The 18,448-nt window shown below is 43.2% G+C and carries 15 protein-coding genes, 1 tRNA gene and 1 pseudogene; 1 reads left to right on the forward strand and 16 read right to left on the reverse strand.

Going from position 1 to position 18,448, the window contains the following annotated elements:
- Positions 1-128 (reverse strand): annotated as a pseudogene (locus tag GWD08_RS07445) (phosphopentomutase); the annotation flags it as partial.
- Between the two features lie 76 nt (positions 129-204).
- Positions 205-885, reverse strand: a complete 681-nt coding sequence (gene rpiA, locus GWD08_RS07450) for a ribose-5-phosphate isomerase RpiA (protein ID WP_159565030.1) — start codon at positions 883-885, stop codon at positions 205-207.
- Positions 886-1,163: 278 nt separating this feature from the next.
- On the opposite strand from rpiA, the gene mnmE reads away from it, so the two are divergent.
- Positions 1,164-2,540: a tRNA uridine-5-carboxymethylaminomethyl(34) synthesis GTPase MnmE gene (mnmE, locus tag GWD08_RS07455; RefSeq protein WP_159546118.1), complete on the forward strand. Its 1,377-nt coding sequence runs from the start codon at positions 1,164-1,166 to the stop codon at positions 2,538-2,540.
- A 297-nt stretch (positions 2,541-2,837) separates the two neighbouring features.
- On the opposite strand, the gene pepV is transcribed toward mnmE, so the two are convergent.
- The 14 genes from pepV to ndk form a co-directional block, all read right to left on the reverse strand.
- Complete coding sequence (pepV, locus tag GWD08_RS07460; protein WP_159565032.1) at positions 2,838-4,244, reverse strand: dipeptidase PepV; 1,407 nt, start codon at positions 4,242-4,244, stop codon at positions 2,838-2,840.
- 82 nt (positions 4,245-4,326) lie between these two features.
- Positions 4,327-4,929, reverse strand: coding sequence for a nitroreductase family protein (locus GWD08_RS07465; protein ID WP_159549138.1), 603 nt, complete (start codon positions 4,927-4,929; stop codon positions 4,327-4,329).
- A gap of 165 nt (positions 4,930-5,094) precedes the next feature.
- Positions 5,095-6,897: an excinuclease ABC subunit UvrC gene (uvrC, locus tag GWD08_RS07470; RefSeq protein ID WP_159549135.1), complete on the reverse strand. Its 1,803-nt coding sequence runs from the start codon at positions 6,895-6,897 to the stop codon at positions 5,095-5,097.
- Between the two features lie 91 nt (positions 6,898-6,988).
- Positions 6,989-8,362: an NAD-dependent succinate-semialdehyde dehydrogenase gene (locus GWD08_RS07475; RefSeq protein WP_159546110.1), complete on the reverse strand. Its 1,374-nt coding sequence runs from the start codon at positions 8,360-8,362 to the stop codon at positions 6,989-6,991.
- A 68-nt stretch (positions 8,363-8,430) separates the two neighbouring features.
- Entirely contained in the window at positions 8,431-9,141 is a 711-nt protein-coding gene (gene pynA, locus GWD08_RS07480; protein ID WP_159565034.1) for a pyrimidine 5'-nucleotidase PynA, read from the reverse strand.
- A gap of 301 nt (positions 9,142-9,442) precedes the next feature.
- A tRNA-Thr gene (locus GWD08_RS07485) sits at positions 9,443-9,515 on the reverse strand.
- A 113-nt stretch (positions 9,516-9,628) separates the two neighbouring features.
- Positions 9,629-10,027 carry a phosphate-starvation-inducible PsiE family protein gene (locus GWD08_RS07490; RefSeq protein ID WP_159546106.1) on the reverse strand — a complete coding sequence of 133 codons (399 nt, stop codon included), beginning with the start codon at positions 10,025-10,027 and terminating at the stop codon, positions 9,629-9,631.
- Positions 10,028-10,066: 39 nt separating this feature from the next.
- Positions 10,067-11,239 (reverse strand): alpha/beta hydrolase, encoded by a 1,173-nt coding sequence (locus GWD08_RS07495; protein WP_244295522.1) that lies wholly within the window; start codon positions 11,237-11,239, stop codon positions 10,067-10,069.
- A 147-nt stretch (positions 11,240-11,386) separates the two neighbouring features.
- A complete protein-coding gene (locus tag GWD08_RS07500; RefSeq protein WP_159550378.1) occupies positions 11,387-12,400 on the reverse strand; it encodes a YeiH family protein in 1,014 nt (337 codons plus the stop codon).
- A 621-nt stretch (positions 12,401-13,021) separates the two neighbouring features.
- Positions 13,022-13,852 carry an aldo/keto reductase family protein gene (locus GWD08_RS07505; RefSeq protein ID WP_159550375.1) on the reverse strand — a complete coding sequence of 277 codons (831 nt, stop codon included), beginning with the start codon at positions 13,850-13,852 and terminating at the stop codon, positions 13,022-13,024.
- 135 nt (positions 13,853-13,987) lie between these two features.
- Positions 13,988-15,139, reverse strand: coding sequence for an Mbeg1-like protein (locus tag GWD08_RS07510; protein WP_159550372.1), 1,152 nt, complete (start codon positions 15,137-15,139; stop codon positions 13,988-13,990).
- A 133-nt stretch (positions 15,140-15,272) separates the two neighbouring features.
- The gene (gene msrB, locus GWD08_RS07515; RefSeq protein WP_159550369.1) at positions 15,273-15,710 is read right to left on the reverse strand and encodes a peptide-methionine (R)-S-oxide reductase MsrB; all 438 of its coding nucleotides are present in this window, start codon (positions 15,708-15,710) and stop codon (positions 15,273-15,275) included.
- Positions 15,711-15,857: 147 nt separating this feature from the next.
- On the reverse strand, positions 15,858-17,687 hold the full coding sequence (gene lepA / locus GWD08_RS07520; RefSeq protein ID WP_159550366.1) for a translation elongation factor 4: 1,830 nt from the start codon (positions 17,685-17,687) through the stop codon (positions 15,858-15,860).
- Between the two features lie 185 nt (positions 17,688-17,872).
- On the reverse strand, positions 17,873-18,295 hold the full coding sequence (ndk, locus tag GWD08_RS07525; RefSeq protein WP_159544821.1) for a nucleoside-diphosphate kinase: 423 nt from the start codon (positions 18,293-18,295) through the stop codon (positions 17,873-17,875).
- Positions 18,296-18,448 lie beyond the last annotated feature (153 nt).

The following is an 18,448-nucleotide window of genomic DNA, read 5'->3' on the forward strand; positions in this document are numbered from 1 at the left end:
GCAATGTGCCCTAAGGTATCTGCCGCACCATCAGGCACACCGGCATTTTGGAAATGATTAGCATCGGGCGCTGCCCCAATTCCTACAGAATCAAGAACTACCAAATGAATACGTTCAAATTTTGACAAAATGTCTCCAATCTAAGGGAGGTTACGGTTAGCTCCCCAAAACCTATAATTTAGTAAGCAGTTTATCTAGAACTCATTATTGCTTTGGCGCTGAAAGTACCTGAACACCATCGTGACCAGCCACAATCACCTTATCAACCATGCCATTAAACAGTCCATGTTCAACAACACCAACTGTTTGATCTAGTTTCTGACCAAGAGCCTGAGGATTTTCAATATAGCCCAAATCCAAATCAATGATATAATTTTGCATATCAGTAATCAGCCGCTGGCCGCCTTTTTGTCTAAAAGCAGGATGATAGCCAGCTTTTTCAAAAACACGGAATAACCGCTCAGCGCCATATTGCACGACTTCAACTGGTAATTTGAAAGCGCCTAGGTGTCTCACCAGCTTTGATTCATCAACTACCCAGATGTATTCTTTAGTCGGTGTAGCTACGATCTTCTCCATAAGCAAAGCTGCTCCACCACCTTTAATGCCATTAAAATCTTGATCCACCTCATCAGCACCATCAACAGTCAAGTCAATGCTATCAATGTTATCAATTGAGGTTAAGGGAATACCCAAGCTTTGGGCTTGCTTAGTAGTGACACTTGAAGTGGTGACACCAAGAACATTTAACCCTTCTTCTTGGACCCGCCGACCTATTTCTTCTACAAAATAATAGGCCGTTGAGCCAGTCCCAAGACCAATTGTCATTCCATCTGTCACATACTGTGCAGCGGTGACACCAGCAATTTTCTTCAAAGCTTCCATGTTTCCTCCTAAATGATAATGAGTTCCAACACTTTATTATACCATGAAAGCGCCCACTTGTTAATGAAAAAATAAGCAGTTTACTAGGAGTGCTCGTGAAACTAAGTCCTTCCAAATTTTGGAAAATGCTTCTATCTTTTTTAAATTACAATTAAAAATGGGGAAAAGACTGCTCCGCTCAGCACGTTTCTTAAAGGCATTCTGAATCCAACCTTGCAGCTCCTTCTAGCTAAAGCAAAATCTTGCTTTCTAGCTAGACTTATTCTAAAATAAGACACATGAGTATAACAAAAGAATTTGACACAATCGCTGCTATTTCAACTCCCCTGGGCGAAGGGGCTATTGGAATTGTCCGTCTCTCTGGCAGCGAAGCAATTTCCATTGCAAATAAAGTTTTTAAAGGCAAGGACTTAAGCAAAGTTCCAAGCCATACGATCAATTATGGTCATATCCAAGATCCTGACCAAGCAGAAATAATGGATGAAGTCATGGCTTCCGTCATGTTGGCTCCAAAGACCTTTACCCGTGAGGATGTGGTTGAAATTAATACCCACGGTGGGATCGCTGTGACAAATGAAATTTTGCAACTGCTGTTAAGGCAGGGGGCCCGCTTAGCAGAGCCGGGCGAATTTACCAAACGGGCTTTTTTAAATGGCCGGGTGGATCTCACTCAGGCCGAGGCTGTCATGGACATTATTCGAGCCAAGACGGATAAAGCCATGAACAACGCTGTCAAACAATTAGACGGTTCTTTATCCCAATTAATCAATCAAACGCGCCAAGAAATCCTCAATACTCTAGCCCAGGTAGAGGTTAATATCGACTATCCTGAGTACGATGACGTTGAAGAAATGACAACCGCTCTCATGCGTGAAAAGACGCTGGAGTTTCAAACGCTACTCGAAAACCTCTTACGGACCGCCAAGCGAGGAAAGATATTGCGAGAAGGAATTGCCACTGCTATCATCGGACGACCGAATGTTGGCAAATCAAGCCTGCTAAACAATTTGTTACAAGAAGAAAAGGCTATCGTCACAGATATTGCCGGGACCACTCGAGATGTCATTGAAGAATATGTCAACATCAAGGGTGTCCCCCTCAAGCTAGTTGACACGGCTGGCATCCGGGAAACAGATGATATTGTTGAACAAATTGGCGTTGAGCGCTCCAAAAAAGCCCTTAAGGATGCTGATTTAGTCCTCTTGGTACTCAATGCTGCTGAGCCTTTAACAGCACAAGATCGTCAGCTACTGGAACTCAGCCAAGATAGCAACCGCATCGTCCTTTTAAACAAGACAGACTTACCACAAGTAATCGAGACAGAGCACCTTCCCTTAGATACTATTGCAATTTCTGTCTTAACCAACAAAAATATCGATCAGATTGAAGAGCGCATTAATCAGCTCTTCTTTGATAATGCTGGCCTAGTTGAACAAGATGCAACCTATTTATCCAATTCTCGGCATATTGCCTTAATTGAAAAAGCAGTGCAGTCTTTAGAAGCCGTCAATGAAGGCCTGGCCTTAGGTATGCCGGTTGATCTCTTGCAGGTTGATTTAACCCGGACCTGGGAAATTTTGGGAGAAATTACCGGTGAGGCCGCGCCTGATGAGCTGATTACCAAGCTCTTTAGCCAATTCTGTTTAGGAAAATAATCCGCTTGATTAAGTAGACCTGCGCCAGCCTATTACCACCAAGCTAGCGCCTCAAAATTGGCAACGATCCTAATACCATACCTTTGAACTATAAACCACTTGCTGCTAGTGTGCTTTAGTCTGACCAAAAACAGGCATGATTGCGTCGCAACCTTCTAAAAATAGCTGGTTGTTTAACACACTAAAGACCGGAAAATAAAAAAGCTCTAAGTAAAGGCTGTAACCCCTTTTCTTAGAGCTTTTTTGTCTATAAGACTGCGTTGTTTATAACTAACGTATTTGCTGCTTTAATAGCTATTATTTGATGAGCTCATAGATTGCTTCTGCGTAGATGGCTGCTGAGCGGAAAATATTATCTAGTGGCATGTATTCATTAGCTTGGTGCATAGTGTTTTCATCTCCTGGGAACATTGCACCAAAGGCCACACCACGTTCTAACAAGCGGCCAAAAGTACCCCCACCAATGACTTGTTCGTAACCTTTAAGGCCTGTTTGTTTTTCATAAACGGCCAAAAGTGTTGACACTAATGGATCATCCATTGAAACATAGTGCGGCGTATGGCCATGCTTAGAAAGGGTTACTTTGCTAACACCTGCTAATTTTTCAAGTCCTGCTTTCAAGCCTTCTGGGTTAATGCCTTTTGGATAGCGGAAATTAAGGGCAATGGTGTTATCTTTAGAAGTTTCATCAAATGTAAAGACACCAGCGTTCATGCTGAGTGGCCCCATTTTCTCATCAGTAAAGGCCAAGCCAACTTTCTTAGCATCAAAGTCTTCATGCAAAATCGTCCCTGCATTGTCCAAAAAGGCCTTGGCTGGTCCTTCAAAGGCAAACTGATTTAAGAATTTAGCAAGGAAGGTTGCACCATTTATCCCAGCCTCAGGTGTAGAACCATGTGCAGATTTTCCAATCATAGTCACTTGGTATTGCCCGTCTTTTTCCACCATTGAGCCTTTGACACTCTTATGCTTACTTAGAAAATCTTCGAGTGAAGCTTGCAAAGTAGCAAGAGGATGCGGAGCAGTTATCATAGCTGTTGCTGATTCTGGTACCATATTTTCACGCAAGCCACCTTTAAAACTATGCAAGATAAATGGACCCTGGTTAGCACCAGCAAAATGCAGGTACTCCGTCATGTTCCCTTTTTCTCCATTGATAATCGGGAATTCAGCATCTGGTGAAAAGCCAAAATCGGGGTTCTTCAAGCCGTTATGGGCAAAATAGTAGTCCATATCGCCCCAACCTGATTCTTCATCTGTTCCAACCACAAACCGAACTTTCTTTGAAACAGGTAGACCCAATTCTTTAATGATTTTTAAAGCATAATAACAAGCCAAAGTTGGACCCTTATCATCAGATGAGCCACGCGCATACACACGATCATTTTTGATGACAGGCTCATAAGGTTCAGTATCCCAGCCACTACCGGCAGGAACCACGTCAAGGTGGGCAAAAATACCTAGGACTTCTTCGCCTTCGCCAAACTCAAAATCACCAGCATAATTGTCAATATTGCGCGTTTGGTAACCATCACGTTGCGCCATTGCTAAGAAATGTTCCAAAGCTCTAACAGGTCCAGGTCCAAAGGGATGTTCCTTGTCAGCTTGGCTATCATCACGTTCTGAATTGATACGAAGGAGGCTAAAAAGGTCCTCAAGCATTGCCTCTTTACGTTTGTCAACTTCAGCTTTAAAATCAATCATTCGTTCTTCTCCTTATTTTGTTAAATGGCCTGAAGGCTTCAATCAGGCCGGTGAGGGGGACTCGCTCAGACTAGACGCTGGCTTAGCGGCGTTCAATCAATTCATCCACGGGCAGGCGATAGCTAGGATTTAGCTGATCATCACTGTACCCCACGGTAATCAATAATTCTGGGCGAAAGCGATTGTCAATATCTAAAATAGCATTGGTTTTTGTTTTATCAAAGCCAAGGATCATATTGGAGCTGATCTTTTGGTCGGTCAAGGCTAAAACCAAGTTCATAGCTACAATCCCTGAATTCAAAGCCAGGTACTCAGCAATTTTGACCTCATTAAATTGGGCAAAGCGTGCTGGCAGAGTTTCCATATAATAACCAATCAAGTCATCAGGTAGGGCCTTTGCCCCAATGCGGGCAATCTTTCGCGAACGCTGCACTAAGTCCGTATCAGAAAAAAGAGCAATCACGTATTGTGCTGATAGGACTTGTTGCTTATTGCCCTGCGGCAGGTCTTTGGCCAATTCTGCCTTTTTGTCTTTGACAATCACGAATTTCCAGGGTTGGATGTTATTAGCACTAGGAGCCAAAGTCGCAATCTCGATAGCTGTCCTTAAATCATTAACATCAACTTTTTGATCATTAAATTGCTTGACAGCATGACGTTTTTTGTTGAGTTCGAGAAATTTCATCTGTGAACTTCCAATCTAATTAATCTTTTATCCTATTCTATCATTTTTTGTAAGAGTTTTGCTGTCATTTGCTGTTTTATTTTTCAAGTTCCTGGGATTAATAAATCTCTTGCTAGTAATCGGCAAACCAGAAATACGAACGAGTAAGCAGCTAGCGACAGCAGTTTACTGGACAACTGAGGTTTGAGCTGGCGTTTGATTGTGAAAGCTAGCCACAACAGCTTGGGCGACACTTTCTGGAATTCCCAAGGCCTTGATCTCATCTATTGAAGCATTGCTAATCGCCGCTACATTTTTAAAATGTCGCAATAACCGTTGCTTGCGCTTGGGACCAAGTCCAGCGATTCCATCCAATTTTGACGAGAAGGAATTTTTGCTTCGTACCTGGCGGTGAAAGGTAATCGCAAAGCGGTGCACTTCATCTTGAATCCGATGCAGCAAGAAAAACTCTTCTGATTGCCTCTTTAATGCGACTACTTCTAGCGGCTTACCAAAAAGCAGCTCATGAGTTTGGTGCTTATCATTTTTTTGCAGGCCAGCCACTGGAATAGCTAAGCCCAGTTGGTTTTCGATAACATCACGCGCCACATTGACTTGCCCTTGACCACCATCAATAATAATCAAATCAGGTGCCACTAACTCATCCTTAAGTACACGACTATAGCGGCGATAAATAACCTCCCGCATGCTGGCATAATCATCAGGACCAAGGACCGTCTTAATTTTAAATTTTCGATAGTCCTTTTTACTTGGTTTGCCATCAACAAAGACAACCATGGCTGCTACTGGACTAGTCCCTTGAATATTGGAGTTATCAAAAGCTTCAATACGATGTGGCGTCTTAATATGGAGCAAGTCTCCCAGATTAGCAATGGCGCCGCGGGTTTTTTGATAATCTTTTTCAAGCAGGTCAAATTTTTGTTGCAAGCTAACCCGCGCATTTTTGGTAGCTAGCGACACCAGTTGCTTCTTTTCGCCGCGCTGTGGTTGGATAACCTTAGCTGGAACAATCGCCTCAACCATGGAGCGATCAATTGCCATAGGAATAAAGATTTCTTTAGGAACAAAATGCTTTTGGTCTTGATAGAACTGGCCAATGTAGGTGAGAAAATCATCTTCTGCATCATTGTAGTAAGGAAATAGATTCACATCCCGCTGGATCAACTTACCCTGGCGGACAAAGAAAACCTGCACACACATCCAGCCCTTGTCCACATAATAGCCAAAAATATCCCGATCTTGTAAGTCTTGGCTCATCACCCGCTGCTTGGTTCGCATGGTTGCAATCCCTGAAATCAAGTCTCGGTATTCAGCAGCTCGCTCATATTCCATCGCTTCGGCAGCCGCCTGCATTTTGCTTTTAAGCTGGTTAACAATCTGATCGTCTTGCCCTTTTAAGAAGTGCTTAACTTGCTCAACCAAATCATCCCAGTAGGCCTTGTCCGTATGGCAAATCGTATGTGCATGACATTGGCCGATATGATAGTAAAAACACACCTTGTTGACGGGGTTTTTACATTTTTTAAAGGGAAAAATGCGATCTAAAAGCTTCTTGACCTCATTAGCTGTATAGGCATCCGGATAGGGACCAAAATACAGACCATCATTCTTTTTGACCTGCCTGGTTATCAGTAAGCGAGGAAAGGTTTCATTGGTAATCTTGATGAAAGGATAAGACTTATCGTCTTTCAGGCGGATATTGTACTTGGGCATATTCTCCTGAATCAGATTGATTTCCAACAAGAGAGCCTCGGTGTTGGAACCTGTAACGATAAATTCAAAGTCCTCAATTTCAGAGACTAATAATTCTGTTTTAGTGTCGTGACTGCCTCGAAAATAGGATCGGACCCGATTGCGCAGGTTTTTAGCCTTACCAACATAAATAATAGTGCCATTTTTATCCTTGTGCAGATAGCAACCAGGGCTATCTGGCAAGAGCTCGAGTTTATGTTTGATCAGTTCGTTCATAGCTTTTATTTTATCAAAAATTAAGCAGAAAAGGAAAAAAGCCGCATAAGGGCGACCTTTTTCTTATCTTATTTGCTCGCTCAGGCACTGGCTATTTCTTTTGTGTGTAAACCAAGTGTTCATTAACAAAGGATGTAAAGCCAAGCTCACTTAATTCTCGTCCATAGCCAGAATTTTTCACACCGCCAAATGGCAGTTCTGGAAGACTGGTCCAGCCAGAGTTAATAAAGGACATACCAGTCTCAATCTTAGCAGCGACTGCTTCTGCGTGTTCTTGATTACTACTGAAAATAGTGCCACCTAATCCATAATTAGAATCATTAGCCACTTCAATCGCTTCTTCTTCAGAGGCGACTTTATAGATTTGGCCTACTGGTCCAAAGATTTCTTGATAGTAAACAGGATTATCCTTGGTCATACCAGAGATAATGGTTGGCATGACAAAGTTTCCTGGGTGGTCGATTGGCTCATTACCATATAACAATTCCGCACCATTATCAAGGGCTAATTGGATCTGCGCTAGCACATCTTTTTTAGCTTGTGCAGATGACAATGGGGCCAGAGTTGTTTCTGGATTCATTGGGTCACCCCATTTTGCCGCTTTAAAGGTTTCGGTTAAAAGCTTAACAAAACGGTCGTAGTCCTTTTCTAAAACGATAAAGCGTTTGGAAGAGGTACAGACTTGCCCAGCATTAAAGAGACGCGAGAAGTAAAGAACATCAGCAATTTGATCCCAATCGGCATCATCCAAGATGATAAAGGCATCGTCTCCCCCGAGCTCTAAGGTAGTCTTCTTCAAATTTTTGCCGGCTATTTCAGCAATGGAAGCTCCACCACGTTCAGAACCTGTTAGGCAGACACCAACCACACGTTTATCTGCAATAATATTTGAAACTTGATCGTAAGTTACGAATAGATTAGTGAAGGCACCTTTTTCAGCACCTGCTTCTAGCACGAGCTCTTCAAAGGATTGGGCTGAGCGTGGACAGATTGAGGCATGTTTTAGAACCATCGGGTTACCAACAATAAAGTTCGGTGCAAATACCCGCATGATTTGGTAGTAAGGGAAATTCCAAGGTTCAACTGCTAATAGAACACCTGTCGCTTGTTTGAGATAATAAGCTTTTCCTGTATCCGTTTCAAGTGGTACAGAAGTGAGAAACTGATCAGCATTATCTGCATAGTAATCAGCAATCTTTGCGCATAATTCTACTTCGCCTTGGGCTTCGGTGAAAAGTTTCCCCATATCCTTGGTCATGATTTCGGCATATTTATCACGGTCACGGCGCAATAATGACGCTACTGCTTTTAATTGTGTTTTACGTTCGTTGAGATGGTCTTCTTGGCGCCATTTCTTGTAAAGGAGATGAGCCCTTTCTAACACGTCTTCCACGTGTTGATCAGTCATGTTTTCGTATTCCTGGAGCACTTCGTTGGTATAAGGGTAAATTGTTTTATAAGCCATAATTTGCCTCCTTGTTTTGCTACCTTGAGTGTAACAGAAATAAAAAACGATATCAAAAATTTGCTACATCATTTCATTTTTGAGCTGGCTGTTTTTGCTAAGAGAGGTAACAGCTGGCGCAAATTAGTAATAGTATAAGTAGGAGCCGCCGTTTGCTGATTCGTCAGCTGTGAAGGATTATACCAGACTGTATCAATTCCGGCATTATTTCCCCCTTGAATATCTGCAGTCAAACTATCACCAATCAGCAGGGTTTGCGCAAAAGTCAAAGCAGGAATAGCTGCCTTAATAGCTTCAAAATAGGCTTTTTGCGGCTTTTGCGCACCTAGTTCATCTGAAATAAAAACCGCATCAAAAACAGTGTGCAGCCCAGCAGCTTGGAGTCGCCCCTTTTGAATAAAGGTCACGCCATTGGTAGCCGCAAATAGCTGGTAGCCTAATGCTTTTAATTCAAGCAAGAGTTCTTTTGCTCCTGGTAACAATTGGCCTTGCTGACTCAGGAAATGTTGGTAGCGTTCGGCATAATAACGCCCGTCAACTACCTGGCCAAAGTGGGCAAATAATTTGGCAAAACGGGTGTTAATCAACTCCGCCTTACTGATGCGTTGATGGGCTAGATCTTCCCAAAGGGCTTTATTCATAGGAATGTAATAAGCTTTATAGGCTGCTAAATCCGGCACCTGAGCTTCTTTTAAAAGCTGGGTTAAAGCAATCTCTTCTGCTGCCTCAAAGTCCAACAAGGTGTGGTCAAGATCAAAAAGTAAATACTGATAAGCCAAGATTAAGGTTTCCTCTCTATACTTTGTCACTGCCAGTCATCAAGTAAATCATACTGACGTTTTTATCATTATACCACAAGCACAGCCCCACCGTCTGAAAGGAAATGGGCAACTGGCTTAAAGCCCGAGCTAGCTTGCTTAAATGGCTCTGCTATATCTGTAACCTAGCTAGGAACTCTTAAGCTAGCCGTTTTTTGCTTGAGTGTAACCTGCCAAATCAAAGTTCCTGAGACAGCAGATCGCTTGGTTTGTTACAAAAAAAGCTAAGCCACCATTTAGCTTAACTGACTGTTCTTATGAATGCCGATTGCAGGGATCGAACCTGTGACCTACGCGTTACGAGTGCGTTGCTCTACCAACTGAGCTAAATCGGCTTTACCTATGTTATTATAGCACCCTGAAATTTCTTGTCAATTGCCTTTGTGACATTTTTTGGCCAATTGCCAAGCAGAGCTATTTCAAAACAAAAAAAGTGATGACATAAGCATCACTCTTCGTCTTTAACAAAGAAATCATCCTGACTAAACAAAAATTTGCGAATTGCAAAGAGCAACATGACAGCCACGATACCTATTACAAATTCGGTAATCGAACCGTGTGAAACAATCAATTGACGGGTCATGGCCACAAGCAGCACTTCGATGGTAATGCTAGGTGTGGGTTTGGTGAGCATTTTGATCAATTCCACACCCACTGCCAGTGACATAAAGTGACCAAGTAACATTTGAAACTGCTGCTCAGCTTCTTTGTGTGAAACCAGCAAACCAAAAATATCATCAAAAAGATTAATGGCAAAAAAGACCAGGGAGATTGCCAATAAAATAGCAATTAAGATTTCCAAGTAGTGAGCAACTTCAATCAACCGTTTTTGAAAAAGACGACGCATAGGATTCTCCTTTTAAGGGTGTGTTAGTAAAAAATACTACTAGGGGTATAGGTACTGACTAAACCAATCTTTGGTTAGATTAAGGTAAGCTTGGCTACCTAAGTTACCATCAATCCGATCAAAAGCATGATTGGTAAAGGGGAAAATAACCAATTTATTAGGAATGTCATGCTGGGATAAATAAGTGGCCAATTCATAGGTTGCTTCCTGCGGCACCAGGGTATCGCGTTGCCCTGATAAGAAAAGCGTTGGTGGCGTCTGCTTACTGACGGCATTTTGGGGTGTTAGCTCAGCGTATTGGCCTGGAAGCTGATCAGGGGTCCCTCCTAAGTAAGCCAGGGCCATCGCCTTTGAAATATGGTCTTTCACAGGATCATTATTTAAATAGAATGTTCTGGGGCTTGCTACAGGATAAAGGACCGAGACTGCCTTCACTTTGGGCAAAAGCACACCTTGGCTTTTTTCAAACTGACCACTATTAATCTTATAAGCCAATTCCAGGGCTAGATTACCACCTGCTGAAACCCCTGTCACAACTAGCTGATTGGGGTTACCGCCATAAGTGCTGATATGGTCTTGGAGCCAGGCAAAGCCACGGCAGAGTTCTTGCTCGGTGAGGTAGGATAAATGGCGTTTTCGACTAGATAAATGATAGTCCAAGCTGACCACAACATAACCGTCTTTAGCAAAAGATTTCCAATAGTACCCATGTGAATGTCTAGAACCAGCAACCCAGCCTCCACCATGGATATAAACTAAAACGGGCTTATTTTTCTTGCCATCAGGCACCTGATAAACGTTTAATTTAAGCTCACCAAGATCAGAATGGTCATAAGTTGCCACCTCTACAGCAACTCCTGCGGTCGTTTCTGGCTGATAAGATTTTAAAAAACTGGTTTTTGCTCCCAATTGATTAATATGCGTCTGAAGGTCAATAATGATAAAAGCCCCAATTAGAAAACTAGCAAATGCCACCCAAGCATTGAGCGTATGCCATTTACTATGTCGGTGCCGATAGGAAATGACTGCACTAATCACAAATAACACCAGTAAACTGGGCAGCCAATAACGCACATAGGGCACTGTATAGTGGTTAGCAATCGAACCTAGATAGGGAATGGGTAACAAGGTTGCCACATTAAAGAAAAAGAGGGTCAAGATGACTAGCTCCAATAGCAAAAAGAGAAGCTTTTTAACAATTCTAATAAACACGTTTCGTTTCATTACTACTAGCCTATCAAATGTTATCGGCTCTTGCAACTAAGATTAATTAGCCTAAAAAAGACAGGTATTAGCATCAGCCAAATAACTTTATAAACAGCAAGTCTCTATTCATTTGGAAGCTAGCTGCATTTTTTATCACCATGTTCCAAGCAGTGCTTGCATTAGAAGGCTAACGCAGGTGATGGCAAGCCAGCAAATAGCACCCAGGGTGATAGCCTGACCACCTGTTTTAAGCAGTTTAACAATATTAGTATTTAAACCAATCGCTGCCATGGCCATAACAATGAAAAACTTGGATAGGGTTTTTAAGTGTTCAAAAAAAGCAGTTGGTAGGCCTAAGGCACTGACCAGAGTCGTTAGGACAGAAGCCAATAAAAAGTAAACAATAAAAGTTGGAAAGGCACGTTTGAGACTAAAAGAGGCGTCTTTACTGCCTCTACTACGTGCTTGGTAGTAAGATAAACCAAGTGTAATAGGGATGATAGCCAAGGTTCGTGTTAATTTGACAATGGTCGCACGAGCAAGGGTATTGGCATGGTAAAGAGCATCCCAAGCTGTTGTAGTTGCAGTCACAGAGGAGGTGTCATTAACAGCTGTACCAGCAAATAAAGCAAAACCATGATTAGAAAGGCCAATGGCATGCCCAAATGTTGGAAACAAAATAGCAGCTAGCACATTAAACAAAAAAATAACCGAAATAGCCTTGGCGATTTCTTCATCCTTAGCAGAAATGACAGGTGCCGTTGCTGCAATGGCTGAGCCGCCACAGATCGCAGACCCAACACCGACCAGAATTGCTGTATTACGATCTAGCCGAAGTCGCTTTTGCAGGATATAGGTGAGCACAAGGGCCGTAAGGATTGTCGCCATAATAATGGGCAAAGACGACAAGCCCACCTTCATAATCTGGGTCAGATTGATACCAAATCCAAGTAAGACAACCGCTCCTTGTAACACATATTTTGACGTAAAGGCAATACCGGCTTTGCTCCTAGAACGCTCCTGGTAAACGACTGCAAGAAGCATCCCGATTAAAATAGCAAAGACTGGGGCACCAATCAAAGGCAGCCAAGACCCCAAAAACCAAGCTGGTAGGGCAATCCCTAAACAAATCAAAACACCAAATAAGTGTTTTTTGACTGATAACATCTTTTTATACTCCTTTTGCTAATATTATAAGGTCTTTTCACACTTTTGTAAAACAGGATCAGATTAAGTGTTTCTTCTAAGGACGAAAAATACAGCCCTGCCATAGCTAATCTCAGATTAAAAAACCTTGCTTCTTTAGGTCTTTAGCTCTTACTTGTAAGCACAAAAAACAAGCTTTACCATCAAGGCCAAAAAAAGATGACTTCTTCTTGAAATCATCTTTTAATCATCTGTCCCTTGAATGGGAATTTAGGTTAGGACCTGGACCAACCAGGCCAGCTCAAAGCTAGCTTAAGGTTAGCTTAAGGTTAAACATCTTGGTTAAGTTGATAGCAAACACTAGCCAAGTCATAAAGCACGGCCAGCTTGAACGGTCTTATTAGGGGCATTTAGATTGTCAGAGCAGTTTTTCATCCTAGGCCAGGCCACTGGGGTGACATGGCTTAGTGATTAATCCTGTTTCTATCACAATTGATTAAAAACAGCAAACCTAAAAAAGAAACCGACCAAACCAGCGCATAGATAGTGATTAATCCTGCTTATCAGCAGTAGCTGATACTGCTATTCATGAAAGTTGGTCATTAAAATCGGACTGGTCATTCAAGAACTTTTTTACATAAGCTATAGTTGAAGGCGATTATCTTTTTCAATAAAAAGATTGAATTCTTCTAGCAAAGCCATATCACTGTGGGATATGTCAAATTGCAGGGTTTTATTTGTAAACAAATGGCAAGGATTAGAGGTCCTAGGGAGCGCAACAATACCCTTTTGGACCAGATAACGCAGGCACAGCTGAACCGTGCTAACTTCATAGTGCGCAGCAATAGCTTCTAAAAAAGGATTCTCTAGTAACAAGCCATGGGCAATTGGCGCATCGGCCACCAGCCCAATTTGCTGGCCTTGGCAAAAGCTCAAGACTTGCTCTGGTATGTAGCCAACATGGATACGTGTATGCAAAACATGAGGTGCAATCACAGCGTTAGCCATCAAAGCCTCGAGTTCAGGAAGGGAAAAATCCACCACACCAATGGCGCCAACCCTCCCTCGACGGTAAAGGTCCTCAAAGGCTTTCCAGGCTTGAGTATAATAATAATGATCAAAAGATTGGGCTAGTGTTACCGGAGAACGTCTCGGTAAAAGTAAGACATCTAAGGTTTCCAAACCCAGTTGATTCATCAGCTGGTTGAAGGAACGAATAATCTGATCATAATGGTGCGACCTGGGATGAATAATGGAAGACACAACTATTTCTTCTCGAGGTAAGCCTGATAAAAAAAGGCCACGACCGACTCCTACTAAATTGCCATTGGTTTGCGCAGTTGCCACATAGCGATAGCCCAATTTTAGAGCTTGCAAAACCAAAGGCTCTGCCATCTGATCATCAGCCCCAAACGTAGAAAAACCGAGTTGGGGCAAGGACAAGCCTGTTCTTAGTTTAATGTAATCGTCCATTGGTCTTCTCCCTTTCTAATTCTTATTATACCATGCGTCCAAAAATTAGGGATGAAAAAAAATCGCTAGCAAAAAAGGAAGCTGCCAAACTCACACAATTGCTACGTTTGGCCAATGCTTCCGCATTTTTTACCACTACCACTTTGTCAGGAAAGCTAACTGCGCCCGCAAAGCTAAGAGTTGGTCCTTGCGCCAGATATGCCGATAGGCTTTTAGCAAACAACGCAACGACTTCCAAAGCACGCGCTTTTTGGTCATATCCATAGAAGAAAGGCTAGCCAGGATTTGATAGAGCTGTTTTAAGGTTTTTCGATTATAGCCAAAGCTCCGTAAACTCTTAATATCATTAGCCAGCAGGCTATCAAAAAGACTATCTATCACCAGTTTAAATTCCTGGTGTGACAGTGTCAGCATCCACTCTTTAAGCGCTAATTCCATTCGCTGACTAAAGGGTGCTGCCGCTTGGCTAGTCAGAAATTGCCCCCTAAGGTCGACCTGCCAGCTGGCGGTTTTATGCTGAAAAATACCAAAGGCATTACTCTTAACAATGGTCGGGCGGACATCACAGTAGAGGACCGTGCCGACAATGGACAGCTCTGGTCGAAAAATTCGAAGCTTCGGTCGAAGCAAGCGATAACTGCTGGCTTGGAGTGCTGGCTTTGGTAGACCAGGCGCATCAAAAAGATAGACCGCAGAAATCAAAGCTGTTTGCTGCGGCTGCAAAGCACATAAGGCATAAAGGGCCAAATTACCACCCTTAGAGTGGCCCGTAACCATAAAGGGCTCCTGGGCTGAGACTAGATAATGCTGCAGATAAGCAATAGCCAAACGGTGGGCAGGCAATTCCGTCAGATAGGTTAATTTTAGATCTTCCTTCCAGCCAATCACACTGTCATCTGTCCCTCGAAAGACTAATTGAAAATGCCCTAACTGCGGTAAGGAAAAGAGCATGGCACCAAACTGCCTTTCAAGATCGGCATCAATATGATTACAGTAATGCGATAACCTTAAATCCGCAAAGCGAGGAGCCGCCTGCATGGCATAAAAAATCTCCAAACGCCCCTTGGTAAACCAGCGATCATAAAAGGAAGTGTGCTCTTGTCCTTGTTCCAGACAGGTCAATTCAGCAAGAGTAAAACTGGTTTGACCAAAAATCTGGTGAGCAAAAGCCTGATCAAAGGTCAGATAGGCCAACTCATTGATAGCTGCAATGTCTAGCACATTGAGCGGCATTTCTGTAAAAGCCCGATTTTGATTGGCACGCACATAGTCAGCCAATGCTGGCATCAGCCATCCTCCTTTTCCACATTTCTGTACTAGCTTAAGCCCACTAAGCCACATCACAAAGAGACAGCAGCCTCACTAAGCCAGAGCCTTGCACGGTTGGCTCTAATAAGGCTGCTTTCTAGAGCTGCGCCAGCTATTTTTCCTCAAAAAGCGCCAGATAGTCTCCATAGCCTTGTTCTTGCAGTTGATCTTTGGGGATAAATCGCAGAGCAGCTGAGTTGATGCAGTATCTAAGGCCACCTTGTTCTTTTGGACCATCATTAAAAACGTGGCCCAGGTGAGAATTTGCCTCACGGCTACGCACCTCGATACGTCGCATACCATGTGAGGTATCCTCATGATTGGTGATTAGGCGATTATTGACTGGCTTACTAAAGGCTGGCCAGCCGCAACCAGCATTGAATTTGTCGCGTGAGGAAAAGAGGACCTGACCGCTAATCACATCAACATACAGCCCTTCTTCAAAGAATTGGTCGTATTGACCGGTAAAAGCTCGTTCGGTAGCCGCATTTTGGGTCACTTCATAGGCCAGATCACCAATTCGCTTCTTTAATGCTTCTTTTGATTCCATATCAACAACTCCTATTCTTCTTTGCAAAACATACGAGCAAGCCGCAGCAAACCAAGCTTTTGTCTGCTGCAAGCTCGCTTTAGTTACCACCAGTCATTGAAGGCTTGCGCTAGACATCAGGCACAGCCTTGGTGCTTCTTGGCTTGCTTATTTGCTATCGTCATCCATTGATAACACACTAAGGAAAGCCTCTTGTGGGACTTCCACTGATCCGATGGCTTTCATTCGTTTTTTACCAGCTTTTTGCTTTTCTAGCAATTTGCGTTTACGTGAAACGTCACCACCATAGCACTTGGCTAGGACATTTTTGCGCAAGGCTTTGATGTCTGAGCGCGCGACAATCTTTTGGCCAATGGCGGCCTGGATTGGCACTTCAAATTGCTGGCGCGGGATAATTTTCTTGAGTTTTTCAACGATTAATTTGCCACGCTCATAGGCAAACTCTTTGTGAACAATAAAGCTAAGGGCATCAACCTTATCACCATTGAGCAAAATATCCATTTTGACCAGCTGTGATTTGCGGTATTCTGAAATGTCGTAATCAAAACTGGCATAACCACGGGTTGATGACTTTAATTTATCAAAGAAATCAAAGACAATCTCGGCCAAGGGAATTTGGTAGATGACATTGACACGATTATCATCAATGTAGTCCATGGTGACAAAGTCACCACGCTTACGCTGGGCTAATTCCATAACAGCCCCTACAAACTCTTGTGGTACCATGATCTGTGCCTTAACATAAGGCTCTTCAATCGTGTCAACCCGGGTGGGATCAGGAAATTCTGAAGGGTTAGAGACTTCTAACACGTCACCATCAGTAGTATTGACATGGTAAACTACCGAAGGAGCTGTCATAATTAGGTCAATGTTAAATTCCCGCTCCAAGCGTTCCTGGATGACATCCATGTGCAGCAGGCCAAGAAAGCCACAACGAAAACCAAAACCAAGAGCTTGGGACGTTTCTGGTTCAAACTGTAAACTGGCATCATTGAGTTGTAGTTTTTCCAAGGCTTCGCGTAGGTCGTTGTATTTATTTGACTCAATTGGATACAAGCCAGCAAAGACCATCGGGTTCATCTGCTTATAGCCATGTAAGGGTTCACTGGCGGGTCTATTGGCTAAGGTAACCGTATCACCAACCCGCGTATCAACTACTGTTTTTATCGAAGCCGCAATATAGCCCACATCACCCGTTGCCAAGAAATCACGCCCCACAGCTTTAGGGGTGAAAATACCAACCTCAGTGACATCAAAGGTTTTGCCATTTGACATCATCTGAATTCGATCACCAGGTTTGACCAGCCCATTGACGACCCGCACTTGCAGAATGACCCCGCGGTAGGCATCATAGGCTGAGTCAAAAATTAAGGCCTGCAAGGGCGCCTCCACATCACCTGTTGGGGCTGGGACCTGCTCAACGATTTGTTCGAGGATGTCTTTGATACCGATGCCAGCCTTAGCTGAAGCAAGCACAGCCTCGGAAGCGTCTAAGCCAATCACATCCTCAATTTCTTGCCGAACTCGCTCAGGATCAGCAGCTGGTAAGTCAATTTTATTGATGACTGGTAGAATTTCCAAATCATTATCTAAGGCCAAGTAAACATTTGCCAGTGTTTGTGCTTCAATTCCTTGAGCCGCATCCACTACTAAGACTGCCCCTTCACAGGCAGCCAAAGAGCGCGAGACTTCATAGGTGAAATCGACATGACCAGGGGTGTCAATCAGGTGAAAAATATAGGTCTTACCATCTTTAGCCTGGTAATTCAGCTCGATTGCATTTAACTTGATCGTGATGCCACGCTCACGCTCCAAATCCATCGAGTCAAGCAATTGGGCCTGCATCTCACGACTAGAAACCGTCTCGGTCTGTTCCAGGATCCGATCCGCCAAGGTCGATTTCCCATGGTCAATATGGGCAATAATCGAAAAATTACGAATCATTTCCTGCCGTTTTTTAAGTTCTTGAATAATCATTTTATCGTCCTATACACATTTTTCGTTTCCTTTTATTATACCAAAAAGAACCCCCTACCGCCACTTTCGGTTTTAGACGCAGCAGCCTGGTTTAAAAGCTGACTCTGCACAGACGGATCTCAAACAAGCACCGCACAACTCTGACAAAAAAGCCAAGGAAGCAAGTCTTCCTTGGACATAGGGTATTATCGGGATTGGCCAAACCAGAGTTGGCATTCGCGTTGTGCTGAGCTGACTGCATCTGAACCATGGACGACATTTTGCATGGGTTGATTAGGCTGAGGTGGTAGAGCAAAGTCTCCGCGGATTGTCCCTGGCAGGGCATCTTTGGGATTGGTTGCTCCCATCATTGAGCGCCAGACACTTACTGCTTCTGGTCCAGAAAGGATACCAATAATCAGTGGCCCATCAGACATATAATCCAGCACAGCTGGAAAGAAGGGCTTGTCAACTAAATGCTCATAATGAGCTTGCAAAATAGCTTGATCTGCTTGGCGCATTTCCAAAGCCTCAATCCTAAGGCCACGTTGTTCAATACGCTTAAGAATGTCACCCACCAAACCGCGGCGAACGCCATCTGGCTTAATCATAAAAAATGTCCGTTCCATCAGATAACCTCATTATTTTTTCTTTCATTATACCATAGCCAAGCAAATCTCAGCTGGAAAAATTGGTGTGTAAGACTGAGAATCGAAAAACTTTAGAGCTTGCTTTTTAAGAGATGACGGCGATTTAAGCCATAGAGGAGCCCAATGCTGCCC

Source organism: Streptococcus halichoeri (assembly GCF_009870755.1).
GTDB classification, from domain to species: Bacteria; Bacillota; Bacilli; order Lactobacillales; family Streptococcaceae; genus Streptococcus; species Streptococcus halichoeri.